10 protein-coding genes and 1 pseudogene are annotated in these 16,915 nt (G+C 71.5%); 9 read left to right on the top strand and 2 right to left on the bottom strand.

From position 1 onward, the window contains the following. Positions 1-47: 47 nt before the first annotated feature. Positions 48-716 (bottom strand): annotated as a pseudogene (lexA, locus tag ABZW10_RS16225) (transcriptional repressor LexA); the annotation flags it as partial. A gap of 554 nt (positions 717-1,270) precedes the next feature. Between lexA and nrdR the strand changes: the two are divergent. From nrdR to ABZW10_RS16180, 9 genes are all read left to right on the top strand, one after another. Further along, positions 1,271-1,768, top strand: coding sequence for a transcriptional regulator NrdR (nrdR, locus tag ABZW10_RS16220; protein WP_355365127.1), 498 nt, complete (start codon positions 1,271-1,273; stop codon positions 1,766-1,768). Positions 1,769-1,983: 215 nt separating this feature from the next. Continuing rightward, on the top strand, positions 1,984-4,866 hold the full coding sequence (locus tag ABZW10_RS16215; RefSeq protein WP_355365124.1) for a vitamin B12-dependent ribonucleotide reductase: 2,883 nt from the start codon (positions 1,984-1,986) through the stop codon (positions 4,864-4,866). Positions 4,867-5,000: 134 nt separating this feature from the next. After that, positions 5,001-5,240 carry an RNA polymerase subunit sigma-70 gene (locus ABZW10_RS16210; protein WP_355365121.1) on the top strand — a complete coding sequence of 80 codons (240 nt, stop codon included), beginning with the start codon at positions 5,001-5,003 and terminating at the stop codon, positions 5,238-5,240. 3 nt (positions 5,241-5,243) lie between these two features. Beyond that, a complete protein-coding gene (locus ABZW10_RS16205; RefSeq protein ID WP_355365118.1) occupies positions 5,244-5,810 on the top strand; it encodes a Clp protease N-terminal domain-containing protein in 567 nt (188 codons plus the stop codon). 296 nt (positions 5,811-6,106) lie between these two features. Further along, positions 6,107-7,531, top strand: a complete 1,425-nt coding sequence (locus ABZW10_RS16200; protein ID WP_355365115.1) for an ABC transporter substrate-binding protein — start codon at positions 6,107-6,109, stop codon at positions 7,529-7,531. Positions 7,532-7,744: 213 nt separating this feature from the next. Next, a complete protein-coding gene (locus tag ABZW10_RS16195) occupies positions 7,745-8,737 on the top strand; it encodes a sugar ABC transporter permease (RefSeq protein WP_355365112.1) in 993 nt (330 codons plus the stop codon). Beyond that, on the top strand, positions 8,734-9,651 hold the full coding sequence (locus tag ABZW10_RS16190) for a carbohydrate ABC transporter permease (RefSeq protein ID WP_355365109.1): 918 nt from the start codon (positions 8,734-8,736) through the stop codon (positions 9,649-9,651). Before ABZW10_RS16195 ends, ABZW10_RS16190 begins: the two co-directional genes overlap by 4 nt. A gap of 249 nt (positions 9,652-9,900) precedes the next feature. After that, the gene (locus ABZW10_RS16185) at positions 9,901-13,020 is read left to right on the top strand and encodes an Ig-like domain-containing protein (protein WP_355365106.1); all 3,120 of its coding nucleotides are present in this window, start codon (positions 9,901-9,903) and stop codon (positions 13,018-13,020) included. 255 nt (positions 13,021-13,275) lie between these two features. Next, positions 13,276-15,021 carry a DUF4173 domain-containing protein gene (locus tag ABZW10_RS16180; protein WP_355365103.1) on the top strand — a complete coding sequence of 582 codons (1,746 nt, stop codon included), beginning with the start codon at positions 13,276-13,278 and terminating at the stop codon, positions 15,019-15,021. A gap of 165 nt (positions 15,022-15,186) precedes the next feature. Here ABZW10_RS16180 and ABZW10_RS16175 read toward each other — a convergent pair whose 3' ends face one another. Continuing rightward, a complete protein-coding gene (locus ABZW10_RS16175) occupies positions 15,187-16,728 on the bottom strand; it encodes an MFS transporter (protein WP_355365260.1) in 1,542 nt (513 codons plus the stop codon). Positions 16,729-16,915: the final 187 nt, after the last annotated feature.

Raw genomic sequence — 16,915 nt, 5'->3', positions numbered from 1 at the left:
GGGGAGCCCCTTCCTGTGGGCCGGGTTCCTGCGTGCGGGGGCGGGCGTCAGAGGCGGCGGAGGACCGCCACGACCTTGCCGAGGATGGTCGCGTTGTCGCCGTTGATCGGCTCGTAGGCCGGGTTGTGCGGCATCAGCCAGATCCGGCCGTCCTCGCGCTTGAGGCGCTTGACGGTGGCCTCGCCGTCGATCATCGCGGCCACGATGTCGCCGTTCTCGGCGACCGGCTGGCGGCGGACGGTGACCCAGTCGCCGTCGCAGATGGCCGCCTCGATCATCGAGTCGCCGCGCACGGTGAGCGCGAACAGCTCGCCCTCGCCGACCAGCTGGCGCGGCAGCGGGAAGACGTCCTCGACCGTCTGCTCGGCCAGGATCGGTCCGCCGGCGGCGATCCGGCCGACCAGCGGCACGTAGGAGGTGGAGGGGCGGCCGGCGGTCTCGGCGGTGTTCGGCCGGGCCACCTCGACGCCGCGGACCTCGTAGGCGCGCGGGCGGTGCGGGTCCCGGCGCAGGAAGCCCTTGCGCTCCAGCGCCATCAGCTGGTGGGCCACCGAGGAGGTGCTGGAGAGGCCGACGGCCTGGCCGATCTCGCGCATGGACGGCGGGTAGCCGCGCCGCTGCACCGAATCCCGGATGACCTCGATCACCCGGCGCTGGCGCTCGGTGAGGCCGGCCTCGTCGGTGCGGATGCCGGGCGGGCGGCCGGGCGCGGAGCGGGTCGGGGCGGGGTGGGCGTCGTCGAGCACGGGGGAGTGCTCGATGGGCTGGTCCGGAACGCGGCCGACGCCGGAAAGGCCCGGGCCCGGGGGGCGGTGGTCTTCGCTACGGTCCATGCTGTCCACACTCTGCTGATTCGTGGTGCGCTGCCCCACCTTGAGCTGGGAGTGTTCCTGCACCGGGATGGTGTTGCTTTCGACGGTGTTCACGGCGGCCCCTCTCGACGGCTGTCCTCTCCTTTTTCCAGCCCAACGCACCCCGTATCGAAAGGTTGCGCCAAACACACGTTCGAGTGAATTATTCGGGAGTTGGCTGACTCGATCAAGGCTTTGTTGTACATCGATTAAATGTTCGATCGGAAGGCGCTCCCGGAATCCTAGTCCGCGCCGACACGCCCATGGGTCTACTTCCCTCGCAGGCCTAGATGTAGTGGCTACAGTCCTCTCCGTGGCCCAGTACTTGTGGTCGAGGCCTCAAGATCGGGTTGCGACCAGCGGCCCGGGATCGCATAGACTCGACCAGTCCGCACGTCCTGCCAGGGAGGGATCCTCAGGTGCACTGCCCCTTCTGCCGGCACTCCGACAGCCGCGTCGTCGACAGCCGGACCACCGAGGACGGCAGCTGCATCCGCCGTCGTCGGCAGTGCCCGGACTGCGGCCGCCGCTTCACCACCGTGGAGACGGCCGCCCTGATGGTCATCAAGCGCAGCGGCGTCACCGAGCCGTTCTCCCGGGAGAAGGTCATCTCCGGCGTCCGCAAGGCCTGTCAGGGCCGCCCGGTCACCGAGGACGCGCTCGCCCAGCTCGGCCAGCGGGTCGAGGAGTGCGTGCGGGCCACCGGCAACGCCGAGCTCACCACCCATGACGTCGGGCTGGCCATACTCGGCCCGCTGAAGGAACTCGACGTCGTCGCCTACCTGCGCTTCGCCAGCGTCTACCAGGCGTACGACGGACTGGAAGACTTCGAGGCCGCCATCGCGGAACTCCGCGCCGAGCGGCCCGCTCCCGAGGCGGACGGCACGCCCGTGCCCGTCGCCTCCGCCGCGCCCTAGCCGGCCCGGCCCCCCTCACCGGCCCCTTCCGGGGTCGGCAGCACCCCCGGCCCCTTCGAGGGCCGACGTGTGCCCGAAAACGGCGCACAGACCATGACAAATCGTGCGCGGTCGGCGGGGACTCCCGCCTGCCCGCACACCGGAAGAGCGAACCAGCCGTGCCCGGATTTTTCGGGGCACTCCGGGCGTTTGCCCAACCAGGAGGAGGAACAGAAGTGACAGACACCACGAGCGGTTCCGCACGCGGGTCGAAGTCCGACAAGACGGCGGCCAAGGGCGGCGCCGGCAAGGCCCCCAAGGGCGGCCTTCGGATCGGGCGCATCTACACCACTCCTGGCGTGCACCCGTACGACGAGGTCCGTTGGGAGCGGCGCGACGTCGTGATGACCAACTGGCGTGACGGTTCGATCAACTTCGAGCAGCGCGGCGTCGAGTTCCCCGACTTCTGGTCGGTCAACGCGGTCAACATCGTCACGTCCAAGTACTTCCGCGGCGCGGTCGGCACCCCGCAGCGCGAGTGGAGCCTCAAGCAGATCATCGACCGCGTGGTGCTCACCTACCGCGCCGCGGGGGAGAAGAACGGCTACTTCGCCACCCCGGACGACGCCGAGGTGTTCGAGCACGAGCTGACCCACGCCCTCCTCCACCAGGTGTTCAGCTTCAACTCGCCGGTCTGGTTCAACGTCGGCACCAAGCAGCCCCAGCAGGTCTCCGCCTGCTTCATCCTGTCCGTCGACGACTCCATGGAGTCGATCCTCGACTGGTACAAGGAAGAGGGCATGATCTTCAAGGGCGGCTCCGGCGCCGGCCTCAACCTCTCCCGGATCCGCTCCAGCAAGGAACTGCTGTCCTCCGGCGGAAACGCCTCCGGCCCGGTCTCCTTCATGCGCGGCGCCGACGCCTCCGCCGGCACCATCAAGTCCGGTGGCGCCACCCGCCGCGCGGCCAAGATGGTCGTGCTCGACGTCGACCACCCGGACGTCGAGGCCTTCATCGAGACCAAGGTGAAGGAGGAGGAGAAGATCCGCGCCCTGCGCGACGCGGGCTTCGACATGGACCTCGGCGGGGACGACATCACCTCCGTCCAGTACCAGAACGCCAACAACTCGGTCCGCGTCAGCGACGAATTCATGACCGCCGTCGAGAACGGCACCGAATTCGGCCTGCGCGCCCGGATGACCGGCGAGGTCATCGAGACCGTCGACGCCAAGAAGCTCTTCCGCAAGATGGCCGAGGCCGCCTGGGCCTGCGCCGACCCCGGCATCCAGTACGACTCCGTCATCAACCACTGGCACACCTGCCCGGAGTCCGGCCGGATCAACGCGTCCAACCCCTGCTCCGAGTACATGCACCTGGACAACTCCAGCTGCAACCTCGCCTCGCTCAACCTCATGAAGTTCCTCCGCGACGACGACTCGTTCGACGCCGAGACCTTCGCCAAGGTCGTCGAGCTGGTCATCACCGCGATGGACATCTCGATCTGCTTCGCGGACTTCCCGACCGAGAAGATCGGCGAGACCACCCGCGCCTACCGCCAGCTGGGCATCGGCTACGCCAACCTCGGCGCCCTGCTGATGGCCACCGGCCACGCCTACGACAGCGAGGGCGGCCGTGCCCTGGCCGGGGCCATCACCTCGCTGATGACCGGTACCGCCTACCGCCGCGGCGCCGAACTCGCCGGTGTGGTCGGCCCGTACGACGGCTACGCCCGCAACGCCGCCCCGCACCAGCGGGTCATGAAGCAGCACGCGGACGCCTCGAAGGCCGCCGTCTCCTTCGACGACCTGGACGCCCCGGTCTGGGCCGCGGCCACCGAGGCCTGGGGTGACGTGCTCCGGATCGGCGCGCAGAACGGTTTCCGCAACGCCCAGGCGTCGGTGCTCGCCCCGACCGGCACCATCGGCCTGATGATGGACTGCGACACCACCGGCGTCGAGCCGGACCTCGCGCTGGTCAAGTTCAAGAAGCTGGTCGGCGGCGGCTCGATGCAGATCGTCAACGGCACCGTCCCGCGCGCCCTCAAGCGCCTGGGCTACCAGGACGAGCAGATCGAGGCGGTCGTCGCCCACATCGCCGAGCACGGCAACGTGGTGGACGCGCCGGGCCTGAAGACCGAGCACTACGAGGTCTTCGACTGCGCCATGGGCGAGCGCTCGATCTCCCCGATGGGCCACGTCCGGATGATGGCCGCGATCCAGCCGTGGATCTCCGGCGCCATCTCCAAGACCGTGAACATGCCGGCCTCGGCGACCGTCGAGGACGTCGAGGAGATCTACTTCGAGGCGTGGAAGCTGGGCGTCAAGGCGCTCGCCATCTACCGCGAGAACTCGAAGGTCGGCCAGCCGCTCTCGGCCAAGAAGAAGGACGAGAAGGCCGAGGAGGCCCCGGCCGCCGCGGTCGAGAAGGTCGTCGAGTACCGCCCGGTCCGCAAGCGCCTGCCCAAGGGCCGCCCGGGCATCACCACCTCCTTCACGGTCGGTGGCGCCGAGGGCTACATGACCGCCAACTCCTACCCGGACGACGGCCTCGGCGAGGTCTTCCTGAAGATGTCCAAGCAGGGCTCGACCCTCGCGGGCATGATGGACGCCTTCTCCATCGCCGTCTCGGTCGGCCTCCAGTACGGCGTGCCGCTGGAGACCTACGTCTCGAAGTTCACCAACATGCGCTTCGAGCCGGCCGGTCTGACCGACGACCCGGACGTGCGGATGGCGCAGTCGATCGTCGACTACATCTTCCGCCGCCTGGCGCTGGACTTCCTGCCGTTCGAGACCCGCTCGGCGCTCGGCATCCACTCCGTCGAGGAGCGCCAGCGCCACCTGGAGACCGGGTCCTACGAGCCGCTGGAGGCCGAGGAGGAGCTGGACACCGAGACGCTCGCCCAGTCCGCCCCGGTGGCCCCCGCCGCCAGGCCGGCCGCCGCTGCCGCCCCGGCCGCGAAGGCCACCCCGGCCCAGGCCCACAACTCGACCGAGCTGATCGAGATCCAGCTGGGCCTGAACGCCGACGCGCCGCTCTGCTTCTCCTGCGGCACCAAGATGCGCCGCGCCGGCAGCTGCTACCTCTGCGAGGGCTGCGGCTCCACCAGCGGCTGCAGCTGACCCCGGCCCGCACCTCGCGGATGAGGTGAGCCACCGCTGAAGGCGGGGCGAGGACATGACGTCCTCGCCCCGCCTTCCGGCTTTTCGCGTCAACCGGGGTTGACGCCGGACTGGTGTCAACCTAGGTTGACACCATGAACGAGAGCGGAGAGCTGGCGGCCGCAGCCGGCAGCCGGGACCCCGCAGTGGGGCTCCGGGCCGTCCGGGCCCTGCGGGACCTGGCGGACCGGCTGGAGGGCCTGCAGGTCGACAACGCGCGGGGCCAGGGCTGGTCGTGGCAGTCCATCGCGACCTGTCTGGGAGTGACCAGGCAGGCGGTGCACAAGAAGTACGCGAAGCGCGGGACCGGCGATGCCGGGAAGGGCGGGGAGTGAACCATGTTCGAGCGATTCACCGAGGAGGCCCGGCGGGTGGTCGGGCGCGCGGGGCAGGAGTCCGCCGAGCTGCGGCACGACCACATCGGCACCGAGCACCTGCTGCTGGCGATCCTGGCCGAAGTGGAGGATCCCGCGGCGCGGGTGCTGATCGAGGCGGGCCTCGACCGTGCGGCCGCCGGGCGGGCGGTGCGGCGGCTGCTGGGGGAGGGGGACGACGCCAGGGCGCTGGCCTCGATCGGCGTGGACCTGGACGCCGTGCGGGCCGCCGTGGAGTCGGTGTTCGGCGAGGGCGCACTGGACGCGGCGCCGAAGGAGGAGCCGCGGCGGCGTGGATGGTTCCGTCCCCAGGGGCGGGCCGGGCGCTCGCCGTTCACCGCGCGGGGGCGGAAGGTGCTGGAGCTGTCGCTGCGCGAGTCGCTGCGGCTGAAGTCCGGTCACATAGCGGTGGGTCACCTGCTGCTCGGACTCCTTCGGGAGGGCGAGGGGCTCGGGGCGCGGGTGATCGCCGATCACGGCCTGGACTTCGGCGCTGTGCGGCGTGCGGTGGAGGCGGCGGCCGTGCGCTGACCGGCGCGGGGGTGGCGGCCGTCCTACGGGTGATCATTGCGGCGGGTCACGAGACCGCGGTGAACCTGATCGGCAGATGCCGTGCGGGCGCTGATCTCCCTTGGACGTCGCCGACCAGCAACTCCCGGGACACCCGGGAGCGAAGGGCGTTCCCGGACCTTGGCGGCGCGTGGCGGCTGCGTTAACGTCTTCAGATCGGCCGGCCGCCGCGTCCCTGTCGATCGTCCAACTCCTGCACAGCGCAATGTCGTTCCGTCGTACAGCCGAGCGTTCGCGCCCTGGCGAGGAGGACCGCGTTGACTCCCACCCCGACCGTGCCGCCCACGACCGCCCTGCCGCCCGCCGACCGCAGGCACCGGCGCCGCCCGCGCCGGCCGCTCGCCGCGGTGGCCCTGCTGGCCGCCGCCGCACTGACCGCGGCCTGTTCCAACAGCTCGGACAGCTCCGGAAGTTCGGGAGGGTCGGGCGACGGCCGGACCCTCTCCGCCGACTGCGCCGCCTACCAGCCGTACGCCGGGCACTCCGGCAGGACGGTGACGGTCTTCGCCTCGATCCTCAGCCCCGAGTCGGACAACCTGGAGAAGTCCTGGGCGGACTTCGCGAGGTGCACCGGCATCAAGATCAGTTACGAGGGCAGCAACGACTTCGAGTCCCAGCTGCCGGTGAGGGTGAGCGGCGGCAACGCCCCGGACTTCGCGATCATCCCGCAGCCCGGCCTGCTGGCGCAGATGGTCAAGAGCGGCAAGGTGGTCAAGCCGCCGGAGCGGACCGTGGCCAACCAGGGGAAGTGGAGCCCGGTCTGGAAGAGCTACGGCTCGGTCAACGGCACCTTCTACGCCGCGCCGATGAGCGCCAACATGAAGTCCCTGGTCTGGTACTCGCCCAAGGCGTTCAAGCAGGCCGGTTACACCCCACCGAAGACCTGGGCCGACCTGATGGCGCTCAGCGACACGATCGCCAAGGCGGGCGGTGGCAAGCCGTGGTGCGGCGGCATCGCCTCCGGCACGGCCACCGGCTGGCCGGCCACCGACTGGCTGGAGGAGGTGGTCCTCGGCTCGTACGGCGGTGAGGTGTACGACCAGTGGGTGAACCACCAGGTGAAGTTCTCCGACCCGAAGATCGCCGCGGCGATGAAGACGGTCGCCGACTGGATGCAGAACCCGGCCTGGGTCAACGGCGGCTACGGCGACGTGAAGTCGATCGCCACCACGACCTTCCAGGACGCGGGCGCGCCGATCCTCACCGGCAAGTGCTTCATGCTCCAGCAGGCGTCCTTCTACAAGGCGCAGTGGCCCAAGGAGACCAGGATCGGCCCGGACGGCGACATCTTCGCCTTCCCGCTGCCGGCGGTGAGCCCGTCGGTGGCCAATCCGGTCGAGGGCGGCGGCGAGTTCCTCACCGCGTTCGCGAACCGGCCCGAGGTGCAGGCGGTGCAGAACTACCTGTCCAGCAGCGAGTGGGCGAGCAGCCGGGTGCGGACCGCGACCGGCTGGGTTTCGGCCAACCAGGGCGTGGACAAGAGCCTGTACACCGATCCGATCGACCGGATCTCCGCCGACGCCCTCACCGACCCGGCGGCGACCTTCCGGTTCGACGGCTCGGACCTGATGCCGGCCGCGGTCGGCGCCGGGCAGGAGTGGAAGTCGCTCACCGCCTGGTTCGCCGAGGGGCAGTCGATCCAGAAGACCGCCGCGGACATCGACGCCGCCTGGCCGCAGTAGCGGCGCGCGGCGCAGGACCACCTGCCGAAGGGCGGTGCGGGGCCACCCACCCGCACCGCCCGCCCCTCTCCGTGCTTCCCGGCCCTCCCCGCACTCCCGAGCCTGCCGCCGCCCCCTGTCTCCGGCGTGCGCGGGTCTCGGGTCTCGGGTCTCCACACCTTCTGTTCCTCCCGGTTCCCCGTTCCGCCCTCCGTTGGGAAAGGACGTCCCGCCATGTCCCTCTCCGCCGGCGCCTGGGGCGACGCGATGGTCAAGTTCGGCAACGGCTTCGGAGCGATCGCCGGCTTCCTCGGCATCCTGTTGCTGGTCTTCCTGGTCGCCGGGCGCGCCTCCGGCCGGCTCGCCCGCCCGCTGGCCGTCCTGGTCCTGCTCGGTCCGGCCGTGGTGCTGCTGCTGGTCGGCCTGGTCGCGCCGCTGGTCCGCACGGTCTACCTGAGCTTCTACAGCGACGACAGCAGCCGGTTCGTCGGCGGCGAGAACTTCCGCTGGGCGCTGACCAACGACTCGGTGCGCGACGTCCTGGTCAACACCCTGCTGTGGCTGGTGATCGCCCCGCTGGCGGCCACCGGTCTCGGCCTCGTCCTGGCCCTGCTGGTGGACCGGATGCGCGGTCAGGCCGTCTACAAGTCGCTGCTCTTCATGCCGATGGCGATCTCGCTGGTCGGCGCCTCGATCATCTTCAAGTTCGTCTACGAGTCGCGCGATCCCTCGCAGCGGCAGATCGGCCTGCTCAGCCAGGTGGCGATCACGCTCGGCTGGGACGATCCGCCGAACTGGCTGCTCTCCCAGCCGCTCAACACCTTCCTGCTGATGGCCGTCATGGTGTGGGTGCAGACCGGCTTCGCGATGGTCGTGCTCTCGGCGGCGATCAAGGCGATCCCGGACGAGGTGACCGAGGCGGCCCGGCTGGACGGCGCCCGGGGCGTGCGGCTGTTCTGGTACGTCACCGTGCCGATGATCCGCACCACCGTGGTGGTGGTGCTGACCACGGTGATGATCACCACGCTGAAGGCCTTCGACATCGTCCGCACCATGACCGGCGGCAACTTCGGCACCCAGGTGCTGGCCAACGAGATGTACTCGCAGTCCTTCGTCCAGTTCAACACCGGGCGGGGCAGCGCGCTGGCGGTGCTCCTCTTCCTCGCGGTGCTGCCACTGGTGGCCTACAACATCCTCCAGCTGCGCAAGGAGCGTGCGGTCCGATGAGCGTACGGCGCGACGGCAACGCCGTCCGGAAGGCCTTCTCCTCCCCACTCGGCTCGGTCTTCGTGATCGCGGTGACGGTGCTGTGGACCGTTCCCACGCTCGGGCTGCTGGTCACCTCGCTGCGCCCCAAACAGGACGTCACCGCCGACGGCTGGTGGAACGCCCTGCTCCACCCGGACCTCGGCCTGGACAACTACCACACCGTGCTGTTCGAGGGCGGCTCCGGCGTCTCCACGGGGCTGATGCCCTTCCTGGTGAACTCGCTGGCGATCAGCGTGCCGGCCACGCTGTTCCCGCTGGTGCTGGCGGCGATGGCCGCGTACGCGCTGGCCTGGGTGCGGTTCCGGGGCAGCGACACGCTGTTCTTCGTGATCTTCGCGCTCCAGGTGGTGCCGATGCAGATGGCGCTGATCCCGCTGCTCCAGCTGTTCTCGGGCGGGGCGCACCTGGGCTCGCTGACACTGCTGCCGGCGCTGGACCTCAAAGGCACCTACGCGCCGGTCTGGCTGGCGCACACCATGTTCGCGCTGCCGCTGGCGACCTTCCTGCTGCACAACTTCATCGCCCAGCTGCCGCGCGACCTGATGGAGGCGGCGGTGGTGGACGGCGCCTCGCACATGAAGATCTTCCGCTCGATCGTGCTGCCGCTCTGCACCCCCGCGCTGGCCTCGTTCGCGATCTTCCAGTTCCTCTGGGTCTGGAACGACCTGCTGGTGGCGCTCACCTTCGCCGGCGGCACACCGGAGGTGGCGCCGATGACGGTCCGGCTGGCGCAGCTGTCCGGCTCCTTCGGCGGGCGGTGGGAACTGCTCACGGCGGGGGCGTTCCTGTCGATCGTGATCCCGCTGGGGGTGTTCTTCGCGCTCCAGCGGTACTTCGTGCGCGGGCTGCTGGCCGGGTCGGTCAAGGGGTGACCCCGGCTCCGTCCGGGCCGGGTGGGGCGTTGCCCGGGGGACGTCGGGGTTCACGCCGTTCGATGGCGAATGTGGTGATTCTGTGGACACGGCCGACGGGCAACCGGTACACCGTTAGGGAGTTGGCCGAGATGACACAGGGGGGCGGTCATGGCGGACGCGGGTGCCGGCATACGCGCACGAGCGGGTACGGGCGGCGCGGGCAGAGGTGGAGACCGAGGCAGGGGCGGTTCGTGGCGGCGGCGGGCGGTGGGACTGCTCGCGGCGCTCGCCACCGCGGCGGCGCTGGCCACCGGACCGGGCGCGCCCCCGGCGGCGGCCGCCTCGGCGACGCTGGGCGCCACCGAGGCCGGCGCCCGTACCGACACCGCCGACTCCCACTACCTCAACGCCTCGCGCTACGTGACCGGTTCGTCGGGCGGCACGGTCAGCAGCATCTCGGTGTACGTGGACAGCGTGGACGCCGCGCCCAACGACCGGTTCCAGACGGCGATCTACCAGGACAACGGCGGCAGTCCGGGGGCGCTGCTGGCGAGCAGCGACACCGCGACCCTCACCGGGCCGGGCTGGAACAGCGTCCCGGTGGCGGCCACCCTGGCCGCCAACACCCCCTACTGGCTGGCCTACAACACCAACGGCTCCGGCCCCACCGTCAACAACCTGCGCTACGCCCCGGGCGGCACCAGCGCCTACGGCAACGCCGGCCAGCCGTTCGGCAGCTGGCCGGCCACCGCGGGCCCGGTCACCACGATCGCCACGAGCTTCTCGATCCACGCCACGTACACCACCGCCGAGGTGGCCCCGTCCGATCCGGCCCCGGGCGCCGGGCCGGGCGCGGAGGGCCCGATCCTGCTGGTCACCAGCCAGGCCAGTCCGTACAGCCGCTACCTGGCGGAGATCCTCAAGGCGGAGGGCCTGAACGCCTACCGCCAGGTGGACGTCTCCGCCGTCACCAGCGCCGTACTGGCCTCCGCCGATGTGGTGCTGCTCGGCGAGATGCCGCTCACCGCCGCCCAGGCGAACCTGTTCAGCACCTGGACCACCGCCGGCGGACAGCTGGTGGCGATGCGCCCGGACAAGCAGCTCGCGCCGCTGTTCGGGCTCACCCCGGCGTCCGGTACCCGCGCCGACGCCTACCTCAGGGTGAACACCGCGGCCGCGCCCGGCGCCGGGATCACCGGCGACAGCATGGGCTACCACGGCGCCGCCGACCTCTACACGCTGAACGGTGCCACCGCCGTCGCCACCCTGTACAGCGACGCGGCGACCGCGACCGCCAATCCGGCGGTCACCCTGCGCGCGGCCGGCCGCGGCCGGGCCGCCGCGTTCAGCTACGACCTGGCCAAGTCGGTGGTGCAGACCCGCCAGGGCAACCCCGCCTGGGCCGGCCAGCAGCGCGACGGTGTCGACGGCTACGAGGCCAGCGAGATGTTCTTCGGGACCGGCGGCCAGCCGGACTGGAACGACCTGGACAAGGCGCTGATCCCGATCGCCGACGAGCAGCAGCGGCTGCTCGCCAACCTGCTCACCCAACTGGCCTCCGGCGAGAAGCCGCTGCCCCGGTTCTGGTACTTCCCGCGCGACGTCAAGGCCGTCGTGGTGATGACCGGTGACGACCACGGCGTCGGCGGCACGGCCGGCCGCTGGGACGGCTACCTCGCGCAGAGCCCGCCCGGCTGCTCGGTCGCCAACTGGGAGTGCGTGCGCGGCTCCTCGTACATCTACACGGACGACCCGCTCACCCCGGCCCAGGCCAAGGCGTACAGCGACCAGGGCTTCGAAGTCGGCGTGCACGTCACCACCGACTGCCGCCCCTGGGGCAGCACCGCGGTCCTGCAGGGCTACTACCGTGACCAGTTGGCCGCCTGGCGGGCCAAGTACCCGAACCTGCCGAACCCGTCGAGCAGCCGCACGCACTGCGTGGAGTGGGACGACTGGGCCACCCAGGCGAAGACCAAGCTGGCCAACGGGATCCGGCTGGACACCGACTACTACTTCTACCCGTCGAGCTTCACCCAGGACCGGCCCGGCTACTTCAACGGCACCGCCCAGATCATGCGCTTCGCCGACACCGACGGCAGCGTCATCGACGAGTACCAGGCCACCACTCAGCTCACCGACGAGTCCGGCCAGTCGTACCCGGGCACCGTCACCACGCTGCTCGACGCCGCGTACGGCGCCCAGGGCTACTACGCGGCGCTGACCGCCAACATCCACACCGACTTCGCCGCCTCCGCCGCGTCGGACGCGGTCGTCGCGGCGGCCAGGGCGCGGGGCGTGCCGGTGGTGTCCGGCCGGCAGATGCTCACCTGGCTGGACGGGCGCAACGGCTCGGCGTTCGGAAAGCCGGCCTGGCACCCGAGTGCCCCGGGCGGGGGCTCGCTGACCTTCGACATCACCGGCGGGGCCACCGGGCTGCGCGCCATGCTGCCGTTCAACGCGGCCGCCGGCACGCTCACCGGGATCACCTCCGGGGGCCGCCAGGTGCAGTACCGGGTCGAGACGGTCAAGGGCGTGGCGTACGCGTTCTTCGACGGCGCGGCGGGCTCGTACACGGCCGACTACGGCCACGACGACACCGCGCCGACGGTGCTCGGCACCACCCCGGCCGCCGGGGCGAGCGGGGTGGCGCCGGGCACGGCGGTGCGGTTCTCCTTCGGCGAGCCGCTGGACCCGGTGAGCGTGACCGGCGGGTCCGTCACCCTGCGGCCCGCCGCGGGCGGCGCGGCCGTCGCGGGGACGGTGGGCTACGACGCGTCGACGGCGAGCGTGGTGTTCACCCCGGGCGCCCCGCTGGCGCTGACCACCGGGTACACCGCGACCGTCCAGGGCGTGCGGGACCTCGCCGGGAACGCGCTGGCGGGTCCGTACGCGGTCTCGTTCACCACCGGGGGAGCGGAGCCGCGCACGATCGGGAACACGGCGGTGGGCTCGCTGATCGACGACACCGACTCCAACCACCTGAACGGCAGCCGGGTGACCACCGGGGCCGACCCGGTGGCGCTCACCTCGCTGAGCGTGCACGTCGGTCCGGTCGGCGCGGCGCCCGCCAACCGGTACCAGCTGGCCGTCTACACCGACGAGGGCGGTTCGCCCGGGGCGCTGGTCGCCAGTACGGGGACCGGCACGCTGACGGCCAACGCCTGGAACTCGCTGCCGGTGGACCTCACGCTGAGCGCCCGCACCTCGTACTGGTTCGTCTACAACACCAACGGGGCGAGTTCCACGGTCAACAACATGAACTACTCGACGGGTGCCGCCGGGCAGGGCGCGTACAGCAACACGGTGGTGCCGTTCGGCACGTGGCCGGCGGACTTCGGGCCCTCGGTGAAGGACTCGTTCCGGTACTCGCTGTTCGGGACGTACTGAGCGCGCGGCGGCGCTGACCGGGCCGGCGCCGAAGGGCTCTGAGCGCTGCTCAGGAGTGCGCCGGGACACCGGACCCGGTTCTGTCACAGGGGTGTGACGGAGCCGGGTCCGGTGTTTTTGAACTTGTTCAGAATGGTCTACAGTCGGCATCGGCCGCGGTGCCCGGTGCCTTCACCGGTGTGGTTCCGCGTGCTCGTCGGCGGACCGCCCGGAGGGTGGCTTCCGCACGCCCACCCGACCATTGAGGGGGAAGCCATGTCCGGATTCAGCATGCCCGCCGCGGACGGAGTGCCGCCCGGCGGCGGCGCCGGGGCCGGTTCCGTGCCCGGGGCCGCGCCCGGTTCCGTGCCCGGGGCCGCGCCGGGTTTCGGGCCCGGGGCCGCGCCGGGTTTCGGGCCTGCCTCCGGCTACGGCCCCGGCGTTGGACACGGCCCCGGCTACGGCCCCGGTCCCGCCGCCGGACCGTACCGGGCGCCCGGTACGCCCGCGCCGCAGCCGTTCGCCTGGCTGCGGCCCGGCGACCCCGACAAGAAGGCCCCGGCCACCGGCCGGACGGTGCTGGCGGCGGTGCTGGCCGGCCTGCTCACCTCCTGGCTCCTGATCGACGGACTCGGCGTCAACCTGCTGCTCTGCGCGGCGTTCACCGCCGCCGGTGCCGGGATCGCCGCCCGCGCGGCCGGCCGCCGGCTGCGCGTCTGGACCGTCGTGTGGAGCGCGGTGGCACTCGCCCTGCTCGCCGTCCCGGCGCTGTACGAGGCAGGCTGGCCGGTGCTGCTGAGCACCGTCCTGGCCCTCGGCCTGGCCTCGCTGGCGCTGCACGGCGGGCGGCGCTGGAGCGGTGTCCTGCTCGCGCTGCCGGGCGTGCTCTGGCAGCTCGTGCCGGCCCTGGTGTGGGCGCGGGCGAGCCTGCGGGCCCGCGGCGGGAACGGCCGCGCCCGAGTGGTGCCGGTGCTCAAGGGGGTCGTCGTGGCGGCCGTGCTGCTGGCCGTCTTCGGCGCCCTGTTCGCCAGCGCCGACGCCGCCATGGCCGACGTCCTCGGAAGCCTGGTGCCCAGCCTGGACCTCGGCCGGCTCCCCGCCCGGGTGGCCCTGTTCGTGCTCGGTCTGGCGACCGCGCTGGGCTTCGCCCACATCGCGGCGGGCCCGCGCCGCTGGGACCGCACGCGGGTCCGGCCGGGCCGCGCCAGGGGCCGGCTGGAGTGGGCCGTGCCGCTGGTCGCGCTGAACCTGATGTTCGGCGCCTTCGCCGTGGTGCAGGGTGTGGTGGTGCTCGGCGGCGGCGAGGCGGTGCTGGAGCGCACCGGGATGAGCCGATCCGAGTACGCCCGGCAGGGCTTCTGGCAGCTGCTCGCGGTCACCGTGCTGGCGCTGGTGGTCGTCGCGGTCGCCAAGCGCTGGGCGCCGCGCGGGACCGGGACCGACCGCCGGCTGGCGCGGTCGCTGCTCGTCGCGCTCTGCCTGCTCACCCTGGTCGTGGTGGCCTCGGCGCTCGGCCGGATGTGGTTCTACGTGGACGCCTCCGGGCTGACCACGCTCCGGCTCTGGGTGCTGGCGGTCGAACTGTGGCTGGGGGTGGTCTTCCTGCTGCTGGTCGCGGCGGGCCTGACCCCGTCGGCTGGCTGGCTGCCCCGCGCGGTGGTGCTCAGCGCGGCGCTGGCCGCCGCCGGGTACGGGCTGATCGGGCCGGACGCCCTGGTCGCGGAGCAGAACGTGGCCCGCTTCGAGCGGACCGGGCAGATCGATCTGCGCAATGTCCGCGGCCTCTCGCCGGACGCCGTCCCGGCCCTGGACCGGCTGCCGGGCGACTACCGGATCTGCGCGCTGAACGTCGTCGCCGCCGACCTGGCGCAGGACGGTCCGGCCCCCTGGTACGCCACCAGCCTGGCCGGGGCGCGGGCCCGGGACATCCTCACCGATCGCCCGGCGGCGGATCGCCTCTCGGACGGGAAGAACGCCTGCGACCGGGTCGGGCTGCGCCCCGGCCGCACCTTCGGCGGCTGAGCCCGGCCGGGGAACGGTGCGGGGGACGGGGGACGGGGGACGGGGGACGGGGGACGGCGAGGGCCGGCCGGGAGCGTGCTGCTCCCGGCCGGCCCTCGCCCGTCCGGTCCGCCTCCCCCGGGAGGGCGGCCGATCGGTGCGTCGTGACGTCGGTGCGTCGTGAGGTCAGTGCAGCGCGACGCCGGCGGTGTCCGACGGCAGGTCGGCGGCCTTGGCCTTGACGACGACGACGGCGACCACGAAGGCGAGGCCCGCCATCACGGCGCCCACGATGAAGCCGTGCGAGATGCCCTGCGCGAGCACCTCGTTGGCCGCGGCGGTGCCCTTGGGGAACTCCTGCTTCTCCATCAGCCAGGCCTTCTGCTCCGGCGTGGCGGTGGCCATGAAGCCGGGCAGCTGCGCCTTGGCCTCGCTGGTCGCGTAGTGCGCGAACACCGTGGTCAGGATCGACAGGCCGAGCGAACCGCCGATCTGCTGCATGGAGTTCAGCAGGCCGGAGGCGGCCCCGGTCTCCTGGCCGGAGACGCCCGCGACGGAGAGCAGCATCACCGGGACGAAGATCAGGCCCATGCCGAAGCCGAAGACCACCGTCGGGCCGAGGATCCCGTCGACGTAGCCGCTGTCCGCGTTCATGAAGGTCAGCCAGGAGAGCCCGACGGCGACCAGCAGCGCGCCACCCGCCATGAACGGCTTCGGGCCGTACTTGACCTGCAGGCTGGAGGCGAGCTGGGCGGCCACGATGATGGACGCGCTGATCGGCATGAACGCGAAGCCGGCCTTGAGCGGGCTGTAGTCCAGCGGGCCCTGCACGAAGAGGGTGATGTAGAAGAAGATGCCGAACATGGCGGCGGCCACGCAGAGCATCATCACCAGGCCGCCGGTGCGGTTCCGGTCGGCGAACAGTCTGAGCGGGGTGATCGGCTGCGCGGTCCGGCGCTCGATGATCACGAACGCGACCAGCAGGATCACACCGGCGGCGAAGGAGCCGAGCGTCAGCCCGTCCTTCCAGCCGTCCGACGCGGCGCGGATGAAGCCGTAGACCAGGCCGACCAGGCCGAGCGTCGAGGTGAGCGCGCCGGGCAGGTCGAAGCGGCCCGGGTGGCGCTCGGACTCGGCGATGTAGCGCGGCGCGGCGAAGGCGATGAGCACCGCGATCGGCACGTTGACGAAGAAGACCCAGCGCCAGTCGAGGTACTCGGTCAGTACACCGCCGGCCAGCAGGCCGATCGCGGCGCCGGAACCGGCCACCGCCGAGAACACGCCGAAGGCCCGGTTGCGTTCGGGTCCTTCGTCGAAGTTGGTGGCGATCAGGGCGAAGGCCGTCGGTGAGCAGATCGCGCCGCCGATGCCCTGGAGCGCGCGGGCGGCCAGCAGCATGCCGCCGTCCTGCGCGAAGCCGCCGAGCAGCGAGGCCAGGCCGAACAGCAGCGTGCCGGCGATGAAGACCCGGCGCCGGCCGAGGATGTCGCCCGCGCGTCCACCGAGCAGCAGCAGGCCGCCGAAGGTCAGGGTGTAGGCGTTGATCACCCAGGACAGGTTGGTGGTGGAGAAGTCCAGGGCGTCCCTGATCTGCGGCAGGGCGATGTTCACGATGGTGGCGTCGAGCACCACCATCAACTGCGAGGCCGCGATGACGGTCAGGGTGATGCCCTTGTGCGTGCTGCGGCCACCCTGCGGTGGAGAGTTCTTGCTGAGCGTGTCGGAGATAGCCAAGTTGATGCCCCCTGCTGGCTATTGCTTCGTATGCTGCGGACCTTGGGGTCCGGCGCGGCCCGTCGGCGTCCCGCGGGCTATGAAGGAACGGAATCGTTCACTAATGTGGACGATAGCGTTGGCGAGATTATGAACGCAAGCGTTCCTTAGGGTTGGTGACAATGGATCAGTTGGTGCGGCG

Origin of the sequence: Kitasatospora sp. NPDC004723 (genome assembly GCF_040609255.1) — a bacterium.
In the GTDB taxonomy this organism is placed as follows: domain Bacteria; phylum Actinomycetota; class Actinomycetes; order Streptomycetales; family Streptomycetaceae; genus Kitasatospora.
The sequence above is the reverse complement of the archived record's forward strand: the minus strand, read 5'-3'. Positions and strand labels throughout refer to the sequence as shown.